Source organism: Aurantimonas sp. A2-1-M11 (assembly GCF_036549475.1).
Classification (GTDB): Bacteria; Pseudomonadota; Alphaproteobacteria; order Rhizobiales; family Rhizobiaceae; genus Aurantimonas.
Genome location: NZ_JAZHLI010000042.1, coordinates 19,330 through 40,649 on the forward strand (window position 1 = coordinate 19,330; position 21,320 = coordinate 40,649).

At 67.8% G+C, this 21,320-nt stretch carries 19 protein-coding genes and 1 other RNA gene; 8 read left to right on the forward strand and 12 right to left on the reverse strand.

What is annotated here, in order from left to right:
• Nucleotides 1-34: 34 nt before the first annotated feature.
• The 3 genes from VQ042_RS17170 to VQ042_RS17180 form a co-directional block, all read right to left on the reverse strand.
• Nucleotides 35-1,819, reverse strand: coding sequence for an acetolactate synthase 3 large subunit (locus tag VQ042_RS17170; RefSeq protein ID WP_331821482.1), 1,785 nt, complete (start codon nt 1,817-1,819; stop codon nt 35-37).
• 280 nt (nt 1,820-2,099) lie between these two features.
• The gene (locus VQ042_RS17175; protein ID WP_331821484.1) at nt 2,100-2,906 is read right to left on the reverse strand and encodes a DUF1206 domain-containing protein; all 807 of its coding nucleotides are present in this window, start codon (nt 2,904-2,906) and stop codon (nt 2,100-2,102) included.
• A gap of 39 nt (nt 2,907-2,945) precedes the next feature.
• The gene (locus tag VQ042_RS17180) at nt 2,946-3,413 is read right to left on the reverse strand and encodes a GGDEF domain-containing protein (RefSeq protein WP_331821486.1); all 468 of its coding nucleotides are present in this window, start codon (nt 3,411-3,413) and stop codon (nt 2,946-2,948) included.
• Here VQ042_RS17180 and VQ042_RS17185 point away from each other — a divergent pair.
• Nucleotides 3,340-3,609: a hypothetical protein gene (locus VQ042_RS17185; protein ID WP_331821521.1), complete on the forward strand. Its 270-nt coding sequence runs from the start codon at nt 3,340-3,342 to the stop codon at nt 3,607-3,609. The two genes, VQ042_RS17180 and VQ042_RS17185, sit on opposite strands and share 74 nt — an antisense overlap.
• A gap of 219 nt (nt 3,610-3,828) precedes the next feature.
• On the opposite strand, the gene miaA is transcribed toward VQ042_RS17185, so the two are convergent.
• Complete coding sequence (miaA, locus tag VQ042_RS17190) at nt 3,829-4,737, reverse strand: tRNA (adenosine(37)-N6)-dimethylallyltransferase MiaA (protein WP_331821488.1); 909 nt, start codon at nt 4,735-4,737, stop codon at nt 3,829-3,831.
• Nucleotides 4,738-4,753: 16 nt separating this feature from the next.
• On the opposite strand from miaA, the gene serB reads away from it, so the two are divergent.
• Nucleotides 4,754-5,647, forward strand: coding sequence for a phosphoserine phosphatase SerB (gene serB, locus VQ042_RS17195; protein ID WP_331821490.1), 894 nt, complete (start codon nt 4,754-4,756; stop codon nt 5,645-5,647).
• Nucleotides 5,648-5,662: 15 nt separating this feature from the next.
• Here serB and VQ042_RS17200 read toward each other — a convergent pair whose 3' ends face one another.
• From VQ042_RS17200 to VQ042_RS17225, 6 genes are all read right to left on the reverse strand, one after another.
• The gene (locus tag VQ042_RS17200; RefSeq protein WP_331821492.1) at nt 5,663-7,321 is read right to left on the reverse strand and encodes a Do family serine endopeptidase; all 1,659 of its coding nucleotides are present in this window, start codon (nt 7,319-7,321) and stop codon (nt 5,663-5,665) included.
• A 366-nt stretch (nt 7,322-7,687) separates the two neighbouring features.
• Nucleotides 7,688-7,873 (reverse strand): DUF2065 domain-containing protein, encoded by a 186-nt coding sequence (locus VQ042_RS17205; protein ID WP_331821494.1) that lies wholly within the window; start codon nt 7,871-7,873, stop codon nt 7,688-7,690.
• Entirely contained in the window at nt 7,870-9,009 is a 1,140-nt protein-coding gene (gene hflC, locus VQ042_RS17210) for a protease modulator HflC (RefSeq protein ID WP_331821496.1), read from the reverse strand. The genes VQ042_RS17205 and hflC overlap by 4 nt, the downstream gene beginning before the upstream one ends.
• On the reverse strand, nt 9,009-10,205 hold the full coding sequence (gene hflK / locus VQ042_RS17215) for an FtsH protease activity modulator HflK (protein ID WP_331821498.1): 1,197 nt from the start codon (nt 10,203-10,205) through the stop codon (nt 9,009-9,011). The genes hflC and hflK overlap by 1 nt, the downstream gene beginning before the upstream one ends.
• A gap of 210 nt (nt 10,206-10,415) precedes the next feature.
• Nucleotides 10,416-10,964, reverse strand: coding sequence for a dihydrofolate reductase (locus VQ042_RS17220; protein ID WP_331821500.1), 549 nt, complete (start codon nt 10,962-10,964; stop codon nt 10,416-10,418).
• A 22-nt stretch (nt 10,965-10,986) separates the two neighbouring features.
• Nucleotides 10,987-11,781, reverse strand: coding sequence for a thymidylate synthase (locus VQ042_RS17225; protein WP_331821502.1), 795 nt, complete (start codon nt 11,779-11,781; stop codon nt 10,987-10,989).
• A gap of 143 nt (nt 11,782-11,924) precedes the next feature.
• On the opposite strand from VQ042_RS17225, the gene ssrA reads away from it, so the two are divergent.
• From ssrA to VQ042_RS17245, 4 genes are all read left to right on the forward strand, one after another.
• Nucleotides 11,925-12,283, forward strand: a transfer-messenger RNA (tmRNA) gene (gene ssrA / locus VQ042_RS17230).
• A gap of 63 nt (nt 12,284-12,346) precedes the next feature.
• Nucleotides 12,347-12,913, forward strand: coding sequence for an SspB family protein (locus VQ042_RS17235; RefSeq protein WP_331821504.1), 567 nt, complete (start codon nt 12,347-12,349; stop codon nt 12,911-12,913).
• A gap of 28 nt (nt 12,914-12,941) precedes the next feature.
• Nucleotides 12,942-13,178 carry a DUF4169 family protein gene (locus tag VQ042_RS17240; protein ID WP_331821506.1) on the forward strand — a complete coding sequence of 79 codons (237 nt, stop codon included), beginning with the start codon at nt 12,942-12,944 and terminating at the stop codon, nt 13,176-13,178.
• Nucleotides 13,175-13,396, forward strand: coding sequence for a ribbon-helix-helix domain-containing protein (locus tag VQ042_RS17245; protein ID WP_331821508.1), 222 nt, complete (start codon nt 13,175-13,177; stop codon nt 13,394-13,396). Before VQ042_RS17240 ends, VQ042_RS17245 begins: the two co-directional genes overlap by 4 nt.
• 90 nt (nt 13,397-13,486) lie before the next feature.
• Here the strand turns inward: VQ042_RS17245 and VQ042_RS17250 are convergent, their stop codons facing one another.
• Nucleotides 13,487-17,581, reverse strand: a complete 4,095-nt coding sequence (locus tag VQ042_RS17250) for an AsmA family protein (protein WP_331821510.1) — start codon at nt 17,579-17,581, stop codon at nt 13,487-13,489.
• A gap of 103 nt (nt 17,582-17,684) precedes the next feature.
• On the reverse strand, nt 17,685-19,094 hold the full coding sequence (locus VQ042_RS17255; protein ID WP_331821512.1) for an FAD-binding oxidoreductase: 1,410 nt from the start codon (nt 19,092-19,094) through the stop codon (nt 17,685-17,687).
• 170 nt (nt 19,095-19,264) lie between these two features.
• Between VQ042_RS17255 and VQ042_RS17260 the strand changes: the two genes are divergently transcribed.
• Complete coding sequence (locus VQ042_RS17260) at nt 19,265-19,756, forward strand: thioesterase family protein (protein ID WP_331821514.1); 492 nt, start codon at nt 19,265-19,267, stop codon at nt 19,754-19,756.
• Nucleotides 19,757-19,878: 122 nt separating this feature from the next.
• Nucleotides 19,879-21,036, forward strand: coding sequence for a GGDEF domain-containing protein (locus VQ042_RS17265; RefSeq protein ID WP_331821517.1), 1,158 nt, complete (start codon nt 19,879-19,881; stop codon nt 21,034-21,036).
• Nucleotides 21,037-21,320 lie beyond the last annotated feature (284 nt).

Sequence of the window (21,320 nt, forward strand, 5' to 3'; positions counted from 1 at the left end):
CGTGCGCCCGTTGGACGCACATCGCTCTGCAAGATCAGACCAGGGCCCGGCCCTTGGCGTCGATGACGCTGCCCACCGCCTCGTCGCTCGCCTCGTCGGGCAGCAGGATCTCGTTATGGGCCTTGCCCGACGGGATCATCGGGAAGCAATTGGCCAGATTGGCCACGCGGCAGTCGAACAGCACCGGCTTGTCGACTGCCAGCATCTCCTCGATGGCCGCGTCGAGATCACCCGGCTTCTGGCAGCGGATGCCGTGGCCACCGTAGGCCTCGGCCAGCTTGACGAAGTCCGGCAGGGCCTCGGTGTAGGAGTTGGACAGCCGGTTGCCGTGCAGAAGCTGCTGCCACTGGCGCACCATGCCCATGTACTGGTTGTTCAGGATGAAGATCTTGACGTTGGCGCCGTGCTGCACGGCCGTCGACATCTCCTGCATGTTCATCAGCACCGAGGCGTCGCCGGCGATGCAGACCGACAGCGCATCGGGATGCGCGATCTGCGCCCCGATCGCCGCCGGGAGGCCGTACCCCATCGTGCCGAGGCCGCCGGAGGTCAGCCAGCGGTTCGGCGCCTCGAAGCCGTAGAACTGCGCCGCCCACATCTGGTGCTGGCCCACTTCGGTCGAGACATAGGTCTCGCGGTCCTTGGTGTGCGCATAGAGCCGCTGGATCGCGTATTGCGGCATGATGATGTCGTCGTTCGGGTGGTAGGCCAGGCTGTCGCGGGCACGCCATGCGCCGATCTGGTCCCACCAGCCGGCCAGGGCCGCCTCGTCGATCGCTGCACCGCGCTCCTTCCACAGGCCGACCATGTCCTTGAGGACATGGGCAATATCGCCGATGATCGGCAGGTCGGCCCGCACGTTCTTGTTGATCGAGGACGGATCGATGTCGATGTGGATCTTCTTGGAGTTCGGCGAGAAGGCGTCGAGGCGGCCGGTGATGCGGTCGTCGAAGCGTGCGCCGACGCACAGCATCACGTCGCAGCCATGCATGGCCAGATTGGCCTCGTAGGTACCGTGCATGCCCAGCATGCCCAGCCAGCTTTCGCCGGAGGCCGGATAGGCGCCGAGCCCCATCAGGGTCGAGGTGATGGGCGCACCGGTTAGGGCCACGAGTTCGCGCAGGAACTGCGCCGCCTCCGGACCGGAGTTGATGACACCACCGCCCGAATAGATGATCGGCCGCCGGGCACCGGCCAGCATCGCCACCGCCGCCTCGATCCGGTCGCGGTCGCCGACCAGCTTCGGCCGGTAGCTCTCGTGCTGGGTCTGCGGCTGGGGCGGCGAATAGAGGCCCGTGGCGAACTGCACGTCCTTGGGAATGTCGACGACGACCGGCCCCGGGCGCCCGGTGGTCGCCACGTGGAAGGCCTCGTGCAGGACACGGGCCAGGTCGTTGACGTCCTTCACCAGCCAGTTGTGCTTGGTGCAGGGCCGGGTGATGCCGACCGTGTCGCATTCCTGGAAAGCGTCCGAGCCGATCAGCGTCGTCGGAACCTGGCCGGTGATGCAGACCAGCGGGATCGAATCCATCAGCGCGTCCTGCAACGCCGTGACGGCGTTGGTCGCGCCGGGCCCCGAGGTCACGAGCATGACGCCGGGCTTGCCGGTCGAGCGGGCGTAGCCCTCGGCGGCGTGTCCGGCGCCCTGCTCGTGGCGTACGAGAATGTGGCGAACGGCGTCCTGCTGGAAGATCTCGTCGTAGATGGGAAGGACCGCGCCGCCCGGATAGCCGAAGATGTCGAGGACGCCGTGGTCCTTCAACGCCTCCACGACCATCGCCGCGCCTGTCATTTCCCGTGTGTCCGATGTCGCGTTCATGACTCGTCTTCCGTCCCTGCCGGGTCTGTCTGGCGCCACTTCCCGGCCCGGATGCCTGTGTCGGAAATCGGCGCAATAAAAAAGGGCCACTGGGGCCCTTGAGTTGCGCACACGTGGCTCTCGCCGGACGGTCCCTAGACCGCCTCGCGTGTGCGCCGTCCTACTACGAGAATGTTGATCGTCATCATGGGGCGGAAGCTAAGCCCGTCGCGCCCGTCCGTCAACGGCTTATCTTCGCATCCGGCCCGGCGGCCAGTCCTGCCCCCGGGCCGGGGATCGCTCAGCCGACCCTTTCGATATGGATGCGGCGGTAGAGTGCCTCGGCACCGGCGTAGATGCCGAAGGCGATCAGGCCGAGACCGGTGATCGACAGGAGGATCCAGCCGAAGCTCCACTGGGACATCGCCTGCAGCGCCGCGTCCAGTCCAGGCGTGTCGCCTTCGCTGTAGGAGACGGCGCCGGTGAACAGCAGCCCGGCGAGGACTAGGAAGGTCACGCCCCGCGCGATCAGGCCGAAGCGGCAGACCGGCCGCAGCCATGCGCGCTTGTCGGCGGGAATGGTCATGTATTTCTCGAAGCCGGCGATGATCCCCTTGTAGATGTGGGCTGCCCCGGCCACCGCCATGCCGAGCGAAACGAGATAGGTGATCCAGACGCCGTAGCCGGCATCATAGGCAGCCGTGACGACCCCGCCACCGCCACCATCCGAGCTCACACCGGCGAGAACCGTGGCGGCATAGAAGGCAACACCGCCGTAGGCGAAGGCACTGATCAGGAGGCCGGTCCGGGCAAAGACGCCCTTGGCATCGTGGCCGTGCTCGTCGACGTCGAAATACACCTGGATGAGCCGCCAGATCGTGAAGAAGGTCAGCGCCGCGATCAGGGCGACGAGGGCGATCGTGCCGAAACTGGAGCCGGCGATCGTGTTGACCGCATCCTCGGTTCCCATGGCACGCCCGGTCGCATAGGCGGCGCGGAAGGCAAAATAGCCGATGATCAGAAAGACCAGGCCGCGCGCGGCGTAGCCGGCCCGGGCGGCCTTGCGAAGCCAGTCATTGTGGCTCTTGGAGATGTCCTGGAAAGTCAATGTCGCTCCTCACCTTGTGATGGAGCTATACGCGGCGGCTCAGGCGTTGGTTCCGGCCGGTATACCGGACCCGGCGCCGGCATGTACCCGGTTCCGGCCTCCCTGCTTGGCGCTGTAGAGATTGATGTCGGCACGCTTGAAGATCCCCGCGCAGTCGTCGCCCGGGGCCGACGACGCCAGGCCGACCGACACGGTGATCGGCAGCGTCACGTCGCCGACGCGGATCGTCAGCGCCGACACGGCCCGCCGAATCCGTTCGGCGAACGAGACCAGCCCCTGCCCCGACATGTTCGTGACGACGATCGCGAACTCCTCGCCCCCCAGCCTCGCAACCACATCATGGTGGCGGGCAAACTCGCTGAGGCAGCCGGCGACGGCCTTCAGCACCTCGTCGCCGACACCGTGGCCGAACGTGTCGTTCACGTTCTTGAACTTGTCGAGATCGAGCAGCATCAGCCCCACCGGACGGCCGATCCCCTCGAAGGCCGAAACATATTCCTCGAACATCCGGTCGAATTCGCCGGTTGCTCAGCCCGGTCAGCGGATCGGTCAGGGCCGCCTGCTCGAGGCGCTGGGAGGACTGCTCGAGGGAATCGGCCAGCGAGCGCAGCTTGCCCTGCTCGCGCAATTCCGCACGGATGGTCGGCAGGATCAGGAAAAGGCCGACGGCCAGCGCGACGCCGAGGCTGGCCCAGGTCGCTGAGAACAGGCCGGTCGCCATCGGGGGCTCTCCGGCTTCCGCCAGGATCGCGGCCGTGACCGAGTGGGCCTTCACCGTACAGGCGCCCGCAACGACGATCGCGGCCAGAAACAGCACGACCGACAGCTCAGCCTTGGTTGCCTTCATCGACGGTCCCTGCACCGGTTCTTACCCAGCGGCATCGATACGCCGAGAAGCTGTCCGGTCGCTTAAGGCGGTCGCTCAAATCGTCTGGATCGCTGCGACATCCGGTACCACCAGGCGCTCCCAGCTGGCATCAAACTGATTGCGGAACCAGGTTTCCTGGCGCTTGGCGTACTGGCGCGTGCGGGTCGCGGCGCGCTCCACGGCGAGATCCGGCGCCATCGTGCCGTCGAGCACCGCCGACAGTTCGACCACACCGATGGCCTTGGCGGCTGATCCGTCCATCGCGCCGGGCAGGGTCCGAAAGGCCGCGACCTCCTCGAGCGCTCCTTCCGCCATCATCCGGGCGAATCGATCGCCGATCGCTTGGCGCAGCACGGCGCGGTCCGGCGCGGTCACCAGCTTCACGCAGGCGGCCGGATCGAGCAGCCCCGGACGACGCCCGGTCTGCAGCGCCGAGAGCGGCTGCCCCGCCGCTTCGCCCACTTCCAGGGCACGCACGATTCGCTGCCCGTCGGCCGGGTCGATCCGCTGCGCCGCCACCGGGTCCGTATCGGCAAGCCTTCGGTGCAGCGCCGGCGCCCCCTCCTCCGCCAGCCGCTGCCGCCAGCGCGCACGCACGGCCGGGGGCACGGGCGGCAGATCGTCGAGAAGGCCGAGCAAGGACTTGAAATAGAGGCCGGTGCCGCCGCACAGGATCGGCAGGCGGCCCGACGCGCGGATCTCGTCCAGCACCGGCGCCACGTCCCGGACATAGGCGCCGGCGGAATAGCTCCGGTCGGGCGCGACATGGCCGTAGAGCCTGTGGGGGACCCGGGCGAGGGCCTCGGCATCGGGCCGCGCGGTCAGGATGCGCAGGCCGGCATAGACCTGCATCGAATCGGCATTGACGACGACACCGTCATGGCGCTCGGCCAGTTCCACCGCCAGGCCCGACTTGCCGCTGGCGGTCGGTCCCGCTATCAGGATCGCCTGTTTTCCCGCCATTCTGGACAGTCGCTTCATGCTCGTCGCAACGCTCATTGCCGCACCCAAGGGTGCCGACCTGCCTGCTTCAGGCCTCGCCGAAACTGCCCGGGCGGTCGGCACGACACCGGACCAGGCGGACTGGCTGGCACCGGGTTTTGCCGCGGATTTGCCGTTCGAACCACCGGCCAGCCCGACCTGGCGGCAGGATCTGGCCGCCATTGCGGCGGCTGGCGGGTTCGACTGCGTGGTGCAGCAGCGCGACCAGCGGCGCAAGCGGATTTTGATCGCCGACATGGATTCCACCATGATCGATCAGGAATGCATCGACGAACTCGCCGATGCCATCGGGATCAAGGATCGCGTTGCCGGCATCACCGCCCGGGCCATGAATGGCGAGATTGCCTTCGAACCGGCGCTGAAGGAACGCGTCGCACTGCTGGAAGGACTGGCGACGGCGGTCGTCGAGCAGGTCATCGCCGAGCGCATCACGCTGGCCTCCGGCGGCGCCGAACTCGTCGCCACGATGCGAGCCAACGGCGCCTTCACGGCACTCGTCTCGGGCGGCTTCACAGTCTTCACCGGTCCCATCGCCGAACGTCTCGGCTTCCACGAGAACCGCGCCAACACGTTGCGGTTCGAGGGTGACGCCTTCACGGGGCGCGTTGCCGAGCCGATCCTCGGCTCGGCGGCCAAGGTCGCGGCCCTGGAGGATTTCGCCGCGCGGCTCGGCGTGACGGCGCAGGAAGCGATCGCCGTCGGAGATGGCGCCAACGATCTGCCGATGATCGAACGGGCCGGCACCGGGGTCGCGCTGCATGCCAAGCCGTCGGTCGCCGCGGCCGCGCCGCACCGGGTCGACCATGGCGACCTGACGGCGCTTCTGTTCCTGCAGGGCTATAGGGCCGCGGAGTTCGTGCGGCCCGGCTGACGGGCGCCCGGCCGTCTACTCGATCGGCACGACGACGAAGCGCAGATCGCCATTGCCCGCGACCAGGAGCAGCAGCGCATTGCGGCGCCCCGCGTCTTTCAGTTCGGCGATCTTGTCCGCCACATCCCTGGCGCTGGTCACCTCTTCCTGGGCGACCTCGCGGATCAGCGTGCCGGCCTCGATGCCCTTGTCGGCGGCATGGGAGTTCGGCGACACGGCAGTCACCACAATTCCTTCGACGTCCTCGCCCAGCGCATACTGCTCGCGCAGGGTCGGATCGAGTTCGGACAGCGTCATGCCGAGCGTCATGACCGGGCCGGCATCGGCGTCGTCCGTTTCGCCCGCATCGGGATCGGTCGCCGACGGTGCGTCTTCGGTCTCGGCCATCAGCTTCTCGCCGTCTTCGAGCCGGCCCAGCGTCACCTCGACGCTGGTCTGCTCGGCCGGCTGATCGGTCGCGGTCTTGCGCAGCACCTCGACCGCGACCGACTTGCCGACCGGCGTCTCCGCCACGATGCGCGGCAGGTCGCGCGAGCTCTCCACCGCCGTGCCGTCGAAGGAGACGATGACGTCGCCGACCTTCAGGAGGCCGTTGTCGGAGGGCCCGCCCGGCACGATCCCCATAACGACCGCGCCGCGCGCCTCGCCGATGCCGAGCCCCTCGGCAATGTCGTCGGTGACGGCCTGCAGGCGAATGCCGAGCCAGCCGCGGCGGGTTTCACCGAACTCGCGCAGCTGGTCGATGACGTTGACGGCCAGGTTCGCCGGCACCGAGAAGCCGATGCCGATCGAGCCGCCAGTGGGCGAGATGATCGCCGTGTTGATGCCGACGACGTCGCCATTCAGGTCGAAAAGCGGGCCGCCGGAATTGCCGCGATTTATCGCGGCGTCGGTCTGGATGAAATTGTCGTAGGGGCCGGCATTGATGTTGCGGCCGCGCGCCGAGACGATGCCGATGGAAACCGAGCCGCCGAGCCCGAACGGGTTGCCGATGGCCATCACCCAGTCGCCGATGCGCAGGGCTTCCGAATCGCCGAACTTCACCGAGACCAGCGACTGGTCGGGCTCGACCTTGAGCACCGCCAGATCGGTCTTGGGATCGGTGCCGACGAGTTCCGCGTCGAGCTGCGTGCCGTCGGCGAAATTGACCGTGATCGTGTCGGCGTCGGCGATGACGTGGTTGTTGGTGACGACCACGCCCGAGGGATCGACGACGAAACCCGACCCCAGGGACTGCACCCGGCGATTCCCGAGCCCGTCCCGGTCCTCCAGGAGATCGTCGAAGAAATCCTGGAGCGGCGAGCCTTCCGGCGCTTCCAGCGGCGGCACGCCCCGACCGGGGACGTCGACCGCCTGGGAGGTAGAGATGTTGACGACGGCGTCGAGCAGCCCCTCCGCCAGATCTGCGACCGAGGCCGGTCCGCGAAAGGCGGCAGCAGGCGGCTGAATTGCAGGCGCCGGGCGTGCTTCTTCGGTGGGACCATTGTCGACCGGCGGCACCGGCAGCGCCGGAACGGCCGGCTCCGGCACCTCGACCGGCGCCTCGGTGGCATCCTGCGACGGCGCTTGCGCCTGCGCCGCGAGCGGATGCAGGAGCGCCATCGCAACGAGCGCTACCGTCGCCGACGCCGGGCCGGCGGAGCGGCGCGTCGTTCCGGTCGTCCGAAATGTCATGTCAGATCCTCTCGCATCGGCACGGGGTCGCGCCCGTGGCGCGCCCGGCATGATCTTGGGCGGCGCGGCCTGCTGTCCATGCGACAAGGCGCCCCCGTTCCGGTCACCGAGACGGGAGCGGAAAACAGTGTTCGAATCAAGAAGCTTTCTCGCGACCGACGCAATGGTGATGACGAGGCGACCGAAGAGAGATCGTGGAGATGGGAAGGCAGCGCACCGCGGGCCCACGCGGTCGGATCGCTCGCGCCATCGCAGGGCGATGCAGCCTGCAGCATCGCCCCAGACAACGGTTTCGACGCGCGGAGCAGTATGCGCAGCTGCAATGAGGTGGCGTGACTTGGGCGTCGGGGCATGACGCGGGACGCCCTAGTGGCGCACGAGCCAGACGATGGCGACCCCGAGCACGGCGGCGGCGAGGCCGCCGATCCGCAGGGACTTGTCCGGCAGCAGGGACGCCGTGCGGGCCATGTGCCGCACGCCGTCCGGAAACAGGCAGTAGGCGACGCCCTCGATCACCAGAACGAGACCGAGGGCGGCGACGAAATCGCTCACTGGGCGATGGAGCCGGTCTGGTCAGCGTTGCCTTCAGACGCTTCCGCCGGAGCGGACGGATCGGCAAGCACGCCGGGAACATCCGCGTCAGTCTCGGTCGGTGCAGCGTCAGCCGACGCATCGGCCGACACGCTGGCGGCATCAACCTCCGGCGCGGTAGCAGCATCCGTCGACGCTGTGTTGGCCTCCGGCGCCGAGCCCGCGTCGGATGTTGGCGTCCCCGGCGTCGGGGCGGCTGACGGCAAGGTGCCGATCTCGTCACCGCCAGCACCGCTGAAGTACCGGAAGAACTCCGAATCCGGCGACAGCACCATCGTCGTACCGGAATTTTCCAGCGCCTGCCGGTAGGCCTGCATCGAGCGATAGAAGTCGAAGAACTCGGGATTGCTCCCGTAGGCCTCGGCGAAGATGCCACTTCGCGCCGCCTCGCCCTCGCCTCGCAGGATCTCCGACTCGCGCTGCGCATCGGCGACCGTCTCGACCACGCCGCGATCGGCTGCGGCGCGGATCTCGCGTGCCGCCACCTGGCCGCGGGCACGCAGCCGCTCGGCTTCGGCCAGACGCTCGGCCTGCATGCGCTCGTAGGTCTGCTGGGAGACCTCCTGCGTCAGGTCGGTCCGCCGGATCCGCACGTCGGTCAGTTCGATACCGAGCGAGGCTGCGTCCGGACGCAGCTGGTCACGCACCTGCCGCATCATGTCGGCGCGTTCCGCCGACAGGGCCGCCTCGAAGCCACGCAGACCGTAGACCCGGCGCAGGGCCGCATCGAGACGGGTGCGCAGCCGCTGCTCGGCCGCCGGGATCGAGCCCGAGACCGACCGCAGGAAGCGATCCGCATCGGAGATGTTGTAGACGAGGAACGCGTCGACCTCGTAGAACTTGCCGCCCGAAACCTGGACGCGGATGTCGTCCAGGTCGAAGCGCAGCAGTCGGTCCGGCAGCTTGCGGACCTGATCGGCGCCGGCGAAGGCGGCCGGCCACTTGAAGTAGAGGCCGGGCTCCTCGACGACGCGCTGGATCTCGCCGAAGCGCAGGACGACAGCCTGCTCCTTCTCGTTGACGATGAAGATCGAGTTCCACGCGACGAGCGCGACGATGGCGACCGCAATGGCGATCCCGTAGAAGCGGTTGCTCATCAGTTCGCCCCCTGCTGGACCGTCGTGTTACCGACCGTCGTGTTCCCGGTTGCGGTACCGGTGTTCGGCCGTGGCTGACCGGCGGTATTGCCCTGACGCTGCAGCTCGTTGAGCGGCAGATAGGGCACGACACCCTGCGACCCGGCTGCGCCCGGCTCGACGATCATCTTGGTCGAGCCCTGCAGCACGCCTTCCATGGTCTCCAGGAAGAGACGCTTGCGGGTGATGGCCGGGGCCTTCTCGTACTCCGTCCGGATCGAGGTGAAGCGCTGCGCCTCACCCTCGGCTTCCTGAACGACGCGGTCCTTGTAACCGGCGGCATCCTCGCGGATCTGCGCGGCCTCACCACGAGCCTGACCCAGCTGCTGGTTGCGGTAGCGATTGGCTTCCTCGATGAAGCGATCCTCGTCCTGCTCGGCGCGCTGCACCTCGTCGAATGCGTCAGCGACCTGGCTGGGCGGTGCCGCATCCTCGATGGAGATGCCGTTGACGCGCAGGCCCGCCTGATACTCGTTCAGCGTCTCCTGGGTGATCTGGCGCACCTCCTCGGCAATGCCGGCGCGGTCGTCACGGAACACGTCCTGCACCGGACGGCGACCGACCACTTCGCGCATCGCGCTTTCCGACACCTGCTGCAGCATGGCGATCGGATCGTCGACCTGGAACAGATAGTTCTGCGGGTCATCGACCTGGTAGAGCACCGCGAACTGCACATCGACGATGTTCTGGTCGCCCGACAGCATCAGGCCGGAATTGTCTCCGGCCTGGCTCGAGCCGAGGGTGATCTGGTTTTCCACGACAGGAACCGTCTCGACGGTCTCGAAAGGCCAGAAGGCCACATGCAGGCCGGGGGAGGACAATTCCTGCTTCGGCTCACCGAACAGGAGCTCGACGCCGATCTCGTCCGGCTGCACCGTGTAGACGGCCTTGAACAGCCACAGAACCACAAGGCCTGCGACGATCAGGAAGCCCCATCCGGCCAGGCCGGCCGGCGAACCGCCACCACCGCCGCCGCCGCCACCGGGGATGGCGCGCCGAAGCCGGTCCTGGCCGCGCCGCAGAATGTCTTCCAGATCGGGCGAACCGCCGCTTCCACCCGGGCGGGGAGATTGCGGGCGCTGGCCCCAGGGGCCGCCATTGCCGCTTCCGCCGCCGCCTTTCCAGCCACCATTGCCGGTCTGATTGCTCCAGGGCATCGCTGTCCTTCCAAATGTCAGGGAGTTCTGCGGGCGTCGAGCCTCCCGCTTTTCACGCGCAGATCCGTACAGTCCTTATAAGAACTGCGAAATCGGCTTTCAACGCGAGTGTGACCAATTTGCCCATGGGCGTTCGCGAATGGTGAACAATACCGCCGCCGGGACCACACAAACAGATCGCGGAGCCTTCGACGATCGGGTGCATGTGCTCTACCGGTCCCGTCGCACATACACGACGAAGCGGCTGTCCGCACTGTCATTCGGGCCCCGTTCGCAGGGCTCCTCGGATTCGATCGCCCAGATGGCCGGATCGATGGCGGGAAACATCGTGTCTCCCGTCACGTCCGTGGCGATTCGGGTGACGTAGAGCCTGTCGATACGGTCGAGGAACAGACGATAGATCTCCGCACCGCCGGCGATCACGATTTCGTCGGCCGCGCGTGCGCGCGCCGCATCCCGGGCGCGGTCCAGCGCCTCCTCCGGCGTGCGGGCCAGCACCGCCCCTTCCAGAACGGACCTTGCTCCACGGCTCAGCACGATGGTGTCGCGCCCGTCCAGCACCCGACCGATCGAGTCGAGCGTCTTGCGGCCCATGATCATCGGCTTGCCCATGGTCAGGCGGCGATAGCGCTTCAGGTCGCTCGGCATCCGCCACGGCATCGCACCGTCGTCGCCGATGACGCCGTTCTCGGCCATGGCGACGACCGCCACGAGCGCGGGATCGGTCACCGCCATGCCGTCGCCCTCGCCGGCCGGCACGACACCGCTGCGTAGCCCCCCATCAGACCGCCACCTTCGCCTTGATGTGCTCGTGCGCCTGATAGCCTTCGAGGGCGATGTCCTCAAAGGTGAAGGCGAAGAGATCGTCGATCGCAGGATTGAGCGTCAGCGTCGGCAGCGGCAGCGGCGTGCGGGTCAGTTGCAGGCGCGCCTGGTCGAAATGATTGCTGTAGAGATGCGCGTCGCCCAGCGTGTGGACGAAGTCGCCCGGCTTCAGCCCGGTGGCCTGCGCCACCATCGCCGTCAGCAGCGCATAGGATGCGATGTTGAAGGGCACGCCGAGGAAGATGTCTGCCGAGCGCTGATAGAGCTGGCAGGACAGGCGCCCGCCGGCGACATAGAACTGGAACAGGCAGTGGCAGGGGGGCAGCGCCATCTCGTCGACCAGCGCCGGGTTCCAGGCCGACACGATCAGCCGCCGCGACTGCGGCGTGCGGCGGATCGCCTCCACGACGCGGGCGATCTGGTCGATATGGCCGCCGTCGTAATCGGGCCAGGACCGCCATTGCGCGCCGTAGACTGGGCCAAGGTCACCGTTCTCGTCGGCCCATTCGTCCCAGATCCGCACCCCGTTGGCCTTCAGATAGGCGATGTTGGTGTCGCCCTTCAGGAACCAAAGGAGTTCGTGGACGACCGACTTCCAGTGCAGCTTCTTCGTCGTCAGCATCGGAAACCCGTCTGACAGGTCGAACCGCATCTGGTGGCCGAACACCGAGCGGGTGCCGGTCCCGGTGCGATCGGGACGATCGAAGCCGGTCTCCATGACTCGCGTCAGAAGATCCAGATACTGGCGCATGGCACATACCCTTCCGGCGCCGCAGCCAGCCGGTCGTAGATGGGATGATCCGCACGGGAGGGCCCGCGGGGTCGGGAGGTCGGCGCGCTTTCCGCGCCGGCCGGCAGACTTTGTCCGATTCCCTGCGGTTTCGAAAGCGTCATGGGCTTTTCACGAGGCAATCCCCTGCCTATATTGCGCTTGCCGGCTTCGTGCCGGCTATGGCGATAAACGGCCGATGCAATAAACCTTTCGGACCCGGGGGCGGTACCCGGCGCCTCCACCTGAACCCATCGCTCGCGAGGATGGGCTCAGGCGGGGGCGAAATAGGATCGACGAGGGTGTAAAGATCGGACTTTTGCTCGGCATGGTTCCGCCGTTATCGGGCCTATTTGTAGTTGCAAACGACAACTATGCGGAAGCACGTCTCGCAGCGTAAGCTGCGCGATCGCTTCAATTCAAGCCCTGGAGGTTCGCACTTCTAGGCGGGGTCCGGAGGCACCTGGCAACAGAAGCCTCCACTTTTACGAGATGGTCCGGGATCACCCTGGCATCATCAACAGGCATGCAGGATCGGGACACCGCAATGGGCCAGGATCATATCCGTTACGATGTTCTCGCACAGGAGGCCCTGCGCGGCGTCATTCGCAAGGTGATAGGCGAGGTCGTGAAGACCGGCCTTCCCGGCGACCACCATTTCTTCATCACCTTCCTGACCACGGCACCCGGCGTGCGGATTTCCTCGCGGCTGCGCGAGAAATATCCCGAGCTGATGACCATCGTTATCCAGCACCAGTACTGGGACTTGCAGGTCACCGACACCTCCTTCGAGGTCGGCCTGTCCTTCTCCGACATTCCCGAGCGTCTGCTGATCCCCTTCGCGGCGATTCGCGGCTTCTACGATCCCGCGGTGAATTTCGAGCTCGAATTCGACGTGCGCGGCATGGACGCGGCCAACGAGCAGCCCGATGACGGCGACGCGGGCGAGCAGGGCGACACCGAGAATTCCTCGCAGCCGGCGCAGATCCTGACGCCGACCAAGCTCCAGGCCAAGGAAAAGGTCGCCGCCGCGGCGTCCTCCGAGGCCGGCGAAACCGAGGAAAAGAAGGACGCCGAAGTCGTCTCCCTCGATGCGTTCCGCAAGAAGCCCTGATCCCTCCCGGCCGCGCCGGACTGTCCCCATGGCCGAGATCGTCAATCTGCGCCTGACCCGCAAGCGCAAGGCGCGCGAGGCGGCCGCGCGCGACGCCGAGGACAATCGCCTGCGGCACGGCACGCCGAAGGCTATGCGTCAGTCAGCCGGGGCAGAGCGGGCGGACGCAGCCCGCAAGCTGGACGGCGCGAAGCGCGAGCGGCGTGACACCGGACCTTCCGGCACCCCGAACGATCCCCCCGACACGGCCGGCGACCCGACATGATCGTCAAGCGGTCCGTCGCGATCAGTGGTCATGCCACCTCGATCAGCGTCGAGGACCGGTTCTGGGACGAGCTGCGGCGCATAGCCGGCCGCCGCGACATGCCGGTCGCCGCGATGATCGCCGAGATCGACGCCGCCCGCGACCCCGCCACCAACCTGTCCTCGGCCATCCGCCTGTTCGTACTGGAGGACGCCCTCGCCCACCGCGCGGCCGAATAGAGCATCGCGCGAAGTCGGCGACGTCGTCACTCCCAGTTGCGACGACCGGCTCCGGCCACATCCGCCAATCCTGCGGGCAGCGATCCGGCCTCAGAATTCCAATGGATCGTTGACGCCTGGCAGCGACGGGAAGCGGCTGCTCTGGCCCGGCGGCGCATCGGGAATCGGCCGCCCGAAATCCACCTCCGGCGCGGCTTCGGCCTGCGGTCGCGGTTCGGCGGCTTCGGGCGGCGTCTCCTGGCGCGGCCGCGATTCGGCCTCCGCACGCTCACGCTGGGCCTCGGCCTCCTGCCTGCGCTGTTCCTCGGCCTCGGCCGCCTCGCGCCGACGCGCGTCTGCGGCAGCGGCCTCTGCCGCTGCTTCTGCCTCCGCTGCTGCGGCGGCCTCCGCTGCGGCTGCGGCTTCCGCTGCTGCGGCAGCTTCGGCTTCCCGGCGCGCCTGCTCGGCTTCCGCGGCTGCCTGGCGTTCGGCGGCGATGCGCGCCGCCTCTGCCTCGCGCCAGCGGTAGAACCGCGCCTCGCGCCGCAGCCGCAGCGTTTCCTGCAGATTCTCCTGCATGGCCTCCACCCGCGCCTGCTCGCGCTCCAGCGCCCGCACCGACAGATAATTGGCGAGCGACGTGACATCGGCGATCAGACGCGGTGCGGCCAGCGAGCCGGACAGGTCGTAGGTCACGCTCGGATCGGCCCCCTCCACCCAGTCGTCGCCGGGCGCGGTCGCCAGCCGCAACTCGCCGTCGATGCCGAGATCGGTGAGATCGACGCGGCCGTCCATGGTCAGGGAGACGCCGTCGTCGCGCACGGTGACCGGGGCGAAACGCGCCTGCCCCGCGGTCACGGCGAAGTCCGCGGCGGCCTGGGTAATCGCAAAACCCGAACCGCCCGACACGGCCGCAAGTGCCGCGCCCGTGTCGGTGCCGGGGCTGAACCCTTCGCGGTCCGCCGCCACGAGAAGCGGCGGCAGGAACTCCTTCGGGACCCCGGGCAGCACGAGATCCCGGGCCGCGACGCGCCCTGCGCCGGTGAGGCCCGAGACCAGCGCCGCATAGGACTGGCCCGTCCCTTCGACCCGGATCGCAGCATCCATGCGGGACTCGGCTTCCGCAGCCGCCAGGGCCGGCCACACCGTATCCAGGGCAAAGCCGTTCGCCGCGATGTCGAGGGTCGCGCGGCCGAGACCATCGGCATTGCGCAGCGCCAGCGCGCCGCCCAGCGTTCCGCCCGGCACGTCGAGGCGCGCATCGGCAAACGCTGCCTCGCCGGCCCCGCCCGACACAATCGCCGAAAACCGGTCGAATGTCCCGCCACCGGTATCGAGCCGATCAGCCGTCAGATCGACCGAGAACGGCACCGGCGGCATCAGGCTGTCGCGAAAGGCTTCCTCGGGCCAGCCGGCCCCGCCGAATGCCTCGGCGACGGGCCGTCCGAAGACGAGATGGGCGACCCAGGGCAGCGACAGCCGGTCGAGGTGAACGTCGCCCGCGACCGGCGCGCCGGCCAGCTTGGCCAGGCTGGCCGCGATGCGGGCCCCGGCGATGTCGCCGGACAGATCGTTCAGGCGCCAGGCGCCAGCATGGTAGACCAGAGCGCCGTTCACCTCGAGCGGCACCGCGTCGAGCGACTGGCCGAGATCGATCGCCCCCGTCATCAGCCAGGGCGCCGCATCCTGGCTGCGCAGATAGGCCGAGATCTCCGCTCCGGATATGCCCTCCGGCGTCACCTCGAGCAGACCATCGAGACTGATTTCGCTGCCCGGCGCACGCAAGGTCGCCGTCGTCACCACCGGTCCGGTTTCGGCGGCCGACAGGGACAGCTCGGCCTCCAGCGGCGCCGGGGCGCCGATGTCGATGGCCGGAATGCCGAGCTGGCCGAGAAGCACCGTCGGCTCGTCGTTCTCCAGCCGCAGGTCGAGCCCGAAGCGCCCGCTCTCGGTCCGGGCATAGATGCCGTTCTCGATCGACGCGGACAGGTCTATCTTGCTGCCGGCCGCGGCACCGTCGAGGCGCACGAACAGGGTCGGCTTCTTGCCCGCTTCGCCGTCCAGCGTCTCGATCTCGCCCGCAAGGGACAGGGGCGCGAGATGCTCCGCCTGGGAGCTCAGCGTCTGCAACAGCGGCACGCCGGGGAAGCGCTCCAGGAGAAGTGCGAGAAACCGGTTCGGCTCGGTCGAATCGAGCGACACGACCAGCCGGCCCTTCGCCTCGCCGGTCAGGTCCGACAACTCGCCCGACGCATTGATGGTCGCGCCCGACAGCCCCTCGACCGCGAAGGTGGTGATCGCCAGCGTATCGCCGTCGAAGCTGGCATCGGCGTCGATCCGCTCGGCCGTCGCGTCGCGCAATTGCACCGGGCCAGCCGTCAGCGCCACGTCGAAGCGGTCGGCATTGGCCAGTGAATTGGCATTGCCGGTGAACAGCTGCGACAGGGCCAGGAAGGCGTCGAGATCGACCGCACTGCCATCCAGATCGGCGGTGATCCTGGTGTGGTCCCCCCCGCGCGCGCGCTCCAGCGACCCGGTGATGCGGTCACCGCCGACATCGATCTCCATGTCCTGGAAGGCCTGGCGATCCGCCGTCAGCTCGGCCTTCGCGGCAAGACCCGCCCGGCCGAGGCGGCGGATGGCCGGATCGATCTCGCCAGTCAGCCAGTCGGCGAAGCCGGATGGCTGGTTGGACGCCAGCAGGAGATCGCCGGAAAAGCCGAAGGTTTCGTCCAGATCGACGAGACCGGTCGCTTCGAGCCGCGTGCGGCCGGGCAGCTGCGCGACGAAGCGCGAGAGCGACCAGCCGGTTTCCGTCGGGCTCGCCGCCAGGGCGACGTCGCGGATGGTGGTGTCACCCGCCACGATGACCGGCAGCGAGATCTCGACCGTTCCCGGGATCGTCGGCCGCGGAATCTCGGCCAACACGGCGCGCATCGCCTCCACGCGCTCGGAAAGGCCGAGAACCGCCTGGGCATCCTCCTCGCCATCGACGGCGAGCCGGTCGACGTCGATCTGCTCGCCTTCCAGGTTCAGCAGGAATTTCGGGATACCGGCAAAGTCGAACCGCCCCTCGCCGGTGAGGAGATAGGGCCGCGCCGCGTCGCCGGCCTGCACGCGGATGTCGGTGATTTCGGCCGCCGTCGGCGACAATGTGATCGCGCCGGCCGCCCGCACCGGCAACACCGGCGGCCGGTCCGGGCTCGCCTCGACCGGCTCACTCTCCGGCGTCGACGCGAACGGATCGGCATTGGCCAGCTGCTCGGCGCTTGCGGGCTGGGGCGGCAGCGGTCGGGTCACGGCGATGGTACCGGCAAAGCCCGGCCGGCCCCCTTCCAGGCTGGCATCGCCGTCCAGCGTCAGCGACGTCGCCAGGGTCTCGTTCGCCGTCTCGAGTCGCACCGGCAGGTCGCCGCCCTCCTGCAGCGTGCCGATGCCCACCGAGAAGGCGATGGTCTCGCCCCCCACGACGATGCTGCCGCGCCCGTCCACGGGGCCGGCCAGCGAACCCGCCGACAGGGTCGCGGTCAAATCTTCCAGCCGGTGGGTGCGGCCGGTCAGGCCGTTCTCGACGGTCACCGTGCCGTTCTCCACGGCGACATTTTCCAGCACCACCGTCGCGCCGCGCGGGATCGCTGGTCGCTCGACCACCCAGTCGATCGTCCCGTCCGCCCGCACGGGCACCCGGATGTCGGGCGTATCCACCGTCATGGAGAAGATGCGGATCTCGCCGGACAGATAGGGCGCCAGTTCGGCGTCCATGCGGAACCGATCGACCGACAGCAGTGCCTCGCCATCCTCGCCGAGCACCGTCACGTCGCCGAAGGTCACCGACGGAAACGGCAGGAGCCGCGCTTCGGCTTCGCCCTCGACCACGACCTTGCGGCCGAGAATCTGCGAGGCCTGGCGCTCGAAATCCGTGCGATAGGCGGTCCAGTCGATGAAATAGGGTGCGAACAGCGCGCCGAGCAGCGCGAGCACGAGAAGTCCGCCGAGAAAGACAAAGGCTCTGACCAGTACGGGCTCCTTTCCTGATTGCTCCCGATTCTGCCCGGTCGACGGCCCGACAATGGCTGCTGCCGCTTGTCTGACGCTGATCCTAGAGGACACGGGGCGCGGGCGAAACCGCAGACATGTCCGATGATTAGAACGCCGTGCATCCGGCAGGACGCGCAAAGGTTGCTCTAATACGTTGAATTGGCGCACCGACGCGAAAATCGGGGATGGATCTTCGGGTCGGCGCGCCGTGCGCGAGGCGGTCTGCGCCAGGCGGCAAAAAACTGCTGCCGCCGGCTCTATCTGCCTGAGATTACGGGAGGATCTTCCCCGGATTCAAGATATTGAGGGGGTCGAGCGCCCCCTTGATGGTCTTCATCACGTCGACCGCACCGCCCAGTTCCTTGCGCAGATAGGAGCGCTTGCCCTGGCCGATGCCGTGCTCGCCGGTGCAGGTGCCGTCCATGGCGACCGCCCGCTCGGCCAGTCGCGCCATGAACGCCTCGGCCGCGTCGATCTCGGCCTGCACCGCCATGTCGAGCAGCAGGGTGACGTGGAAATTGCCGTCGCCGACATGGCCGACGATGGGTGCGAGCAGTCCGGCCGCATCGATGTCGGCCTGGGTCTCGGCGATGCAGTCCGCCAGCCGCGACACCGGCACGCAGACATCGGTGGCGATGCCCTTGGCGCCGGGCCGCAGCGCTAGCGCCGCCCAGTAGAACTGGTGCCGCGCCTTCCACAGCTGCGCCCTGTCCTCGGTGCGCGCCGCGCTCTTCAGCGGCCCGCCGCCATGCTCGCCGGCAATGGCACCGAACATCTCCGCCTGCTCGGCGACCGAGCCCGCCGAGCCGTGAAACTCCACGAAGAGCGACGGTTGCGGCTCCAGGTCGAGCTGCGAATAGGCGATCGCCGCCTGCATCGACAGGGCGTCGAGAAGTTCGATCCGGGCGACAGGAATGCCGAGCTGGATCGTCTGGATGACGGCATCACAGGCACTGCGCACGTCCCGAAACGGGCAGACGCCGGACAGGATCGTTTCCGGGATGCCATAGAGCTTGAGGTTGAGCTGGGTGATGATGCCCAGCGTACCCTCTGAGCCGACCAGGAGACGGGTCAGGTCGTAGCCCGCCGAGGTCTTGCGGGCGCGGCGCGCCGTGCGAATCAGGCTGCCGTCGGCCATCACTGCCGTCAGGCCGATGACGTTGTCGCGCATCGTGCCGTAGCGCACGGCATTGGTGCCCGAAGCCCGGGTCGCGGCCATGCCGCCGAGGCTGGCATTGGCACCGGGATCGATGGGAAAGAACAGGCCGGTGTCGCGCAGATGCGCGTTCAGCGCCTCGCGGGTGACGCCCGGCTGGACCATGCAGTCGAGATCCTCGGGATGCACGGCCAGCACCTTGTCCATGCGCGACAGGTCGAGCGAGATGCCGCCCTCCGGCGCGTTGACATGCCCCTCCAGCGACGAGCCGGTGCCGAAGGCGACGATCGGCGTGCGGTATTCGGCGCAGATGCGCACGATCTCCTGCACCTCCTCCTCGCTCTCGGCGAAAGCCACGGCGTCGGGCATCTGGTTGGGGATGTATGTGGTCGAATGGGCATGCGCCCGCCGCACGTCCTCGCCCGTCACCAGGCGCTCGCAGAAGCGCTGCTTCAGCACCGCCACGGCCTGGGCAACGCCTTCGCGCTTGGCCGGCCGTTCGGCCAGGATGTCCGCTAGAGCCATGTCGATCTCCTCCCACTTCCCTTCGCCGCATGCCGGCGGCGACTGCGCGGCTTTCGCCGCCCTGCTCGTGTCCTGTCCCGCCGCTCATGCGGATGGGTCGGTTTGACTTCCCGCGTTCGGCAGGCTCTGCCTCGTTCCAGCCCGTATCCACAGGAGGCCCGGACCCCGCGATGAATGCGACAGAAGCGACACCGTACCGCTCACCCCTGATGGCGGTGCAACCGGAATGGATCGACTACAACGGCCATCTCAATCTGGCTTACTATCACGTCCTGTTCGACCGCGGGATCGACGGCCTGTTCGATTCGGTCGGCCTCGGCGAGGCCTATCGTGCCGAACGGGGCTACACCACCTACACTGCCGAGGCCCATGTCTGCTACCTGCGCGAAGTGCCGCCGGACGCCGAAGTCTATGTGACATCGCAGATCGTCGGCCTGGACGCCAAGCGGCTGCACATCTTCCAGGAGCTGCACCATTCCGATGGCTGGCTGGCGGCGACGCTGGAAAACCTCAGCCTGTCGATCGACCAGCGCGGCGAGAGGCCGAAGGTCGCGCCTTTCCCGGACGACGTGCTCGCACGCGTCTCGGCCGTCGCGGGCGAACACGCAGCCCTACCGCGGCCGGAGCGGCTGGGTCGGGCCATCGGCATGGGACGGCGCTGACCATGCGACGACGGCCGTAAGTCTCTCAACGACAATCGCGGACCGCCTTCCCATTCGGCAGATCATTAACCTGCCGTTCCTATGGTCGCAGGCGGGATACGACGTAAGGGGACCCCTCCGCGATGGACGTGACGGTGACGTTGAGCCTGGTGAAGATCGTCACCTTCGCTAGCTTATCGCTCCTGTGCTGGGCGATCTATGCCGGGCTGCGAACCGAGCCGGCGCTGGCATGGCTGGCCGCGGCCGTGCTGATCGGTGGCGTGGAGGTTGTCGTTCTCAGCCAGCTTCAGAGTTCCGACGCCGAGCTCGTCGTCATCGCCATGCTCCTGCCCCTCGCCTATCTGTGCGTCGGCCAGTCGACGCGGCTGATGACGCGGGATCTCCGGCAGTATCGCCTGCTGATCGGCGCCGTCGTTGGCCTTGCTGCGGGATCCCTGGTGCTGTTGGCATTGGACGTGCCGTTCATCTACCAGACCCTGCCGCTGCAGATGGCCTGCGGGCTGGCGATCCTGGAAAGCGTCTGGCGAATTGTCAGGCGGCCCGACAGATCCTGGCTGGACATCGCCCTTGCCGTCGCGCTGTGCGCCGTCGCCGGCATCTTCCTGGTCCGCCTGCCCCTGTTCCCCGTGCTGTTCGACAGCGCCGCGAGCTATCAGGCGGTCAAGACATCCGGACCGGAAACCGTCCTCCTCATCGCCTCCGGACTGCTGACGCCACTCGTGGTCTTCCTGCTTCTTGCCAGGATCATCGGCGGGGTCATCGCGAGATACCGCATGCGGGCCGAGCGGGACGCCATGACCGGGCTGCTGAATCGTCGCGGCTTCGACCAGAGTTTGGCGCGGATGCCCCGCGGCGGCGGCACCCTGGTGCTCTGCGACATCGACCATTTCAAGCAGGTGAACGATCGCTATGGCCATTCGGTGGGCGACTCGGTCATCCGCGCCTTCGCCGAACTGATCGCACGGACCGGCTGTTGCGCCGGGCGCATAGGCGGCGAGGAATTCGCCCTGATCCTGCCGGACTGCGAGGCCAGGGCTGCAGCGATGGTGGCAGACGATCTGCGGCTTGCCTTCCATCAGGGCATGCATGACGGAATCGCGCCCGGGCACCGGATCAGTGCAAGTTTCGGCATTGCCGAATATGCCGCCGGGGAGTCGATCGAGGCGGCCCTCCCGAAAGCCGATCGGGCCCTCTACCAGGCCAAGCACGCGGGACGGAATCGGGTCGTCGTCTATGCGCAGCCGGTCGATGCGACGGAGGCATGCTGCGCTGCGGCCTGAAAGCGGCGTTCCACGCCTTCCGCCCCGGCGGTGACAGGTCTGAGCGCACCGGACGGTCTGTGCGCACCCTCGCCCGAACGCCTCCCATACATCAACGGCGCCCGGAGAACCGGACGCCGTTGCCAGGGGAATCGCATTTGGAAATTTTTGTAGTCTGATTGTTCACGTGCCTTTGCGTTTGCGGTTGCGATGGATTCTTCGCTTGGCCGGCGGATTTTCGCCGTTGGGAGGATGCCGTGGAAGAATTTGTCGCCTGCTGGGAAGGGCTTGATGATCCGCGCACC

Coding starts and splice junctions, on each gene's coding strand:
- VQ042_RS17170 (WP_331821482.1), bottom strand. CDS start 1,819: ATGAACGCGACATCGGACACACGGGAAATGACAGGCGCGGCGATGGTC.
- VQ042_RS17180 (WP_331821486.1), bottom strand. CDS start 3,413: ATGTTCGAGGAATATGTTTCGGCCTTCGAGGGGATCGGCCGTCCGGTG.
- miaA (WP_331821488.1), bottom strand. CDS start 4,737: ATGGCGGGAAAACAGGCGATCCTGATAGCGGGACCGACCGCCAGCGGC.
- serB (WP_331821490.1), top strand. CDS start 4,754: ATGCTCGTCGCAACGCTCATTGCCGCACCCAAGGGTGCCGACCTGCCT.
- VQ042_RS17200 (WP_331821492.1), bottom strand. CDS start 7,321: ATGACATTTCGGACGACCGGAACGACGCGCCGCTCCGCCGGCCCGGCG.
- hflC (WP_331821496.1), bottom strand. CDS start 9,009: ATGAGCAACCGCTTCTACGGGATCGCCATTGCGGTCGCCATCGTCGCG.
- hflK (WP_331821498.1), bottom strand. CDS start 10,205: ATGCCCTGGAGCAATCAGACCGGCAATGGTGGCTGGAAAGGCGGCGGC.
- VQ042_RS17225 (WP_331821502.1), bottom strand. CDS start 11,781: ATGCGCCAGTATCTGGATCTTCTGACGCGAGTCATGGAGACCGGCTTC.
- VQ042_RS17235 (WP_331821504.1), top strand. CDS start 12,347: ATGGGCCAGGATCATATCCGTTACGATGTTCTCGCACAGGAGGCCCTG.
- VQ042_RS17240 (WP_331821506.1), top strand. CDS start 12,942: ATGGCCGAGATCGTCAATCTGCGCCTGACCCGCAAGCGCAAGGCGCGC.
- VQ042_RS17245 (WP_331821508.1), top strand. CDS start 13,175: ATGATCGTCAAGCGGTCCGTCGCGATCAGTGGTCATGCCACCTCGATC.
- VQ042_RS17255 (WP_331821512.1), bottom strand. CDS start 19,094: ATGGCTCTAGCGGACATCCTGGCCGAACGGCCGGCCAAGCGCGAAGGC.
- VQ042_RS17260 (WP_331821514.1), top strand. CDS start 19,265: ATGAATGCGACAGAAGCGACACCGTACCGCTCACCCCTGATGGCGGTG.
- VQ042_RS17265 (WP_331821517.1), top strand. CDS start 19,879: ATGGACGTGACGGTGACGTTGAGCCTGGTGAAGATCGTCACCTTCGCT.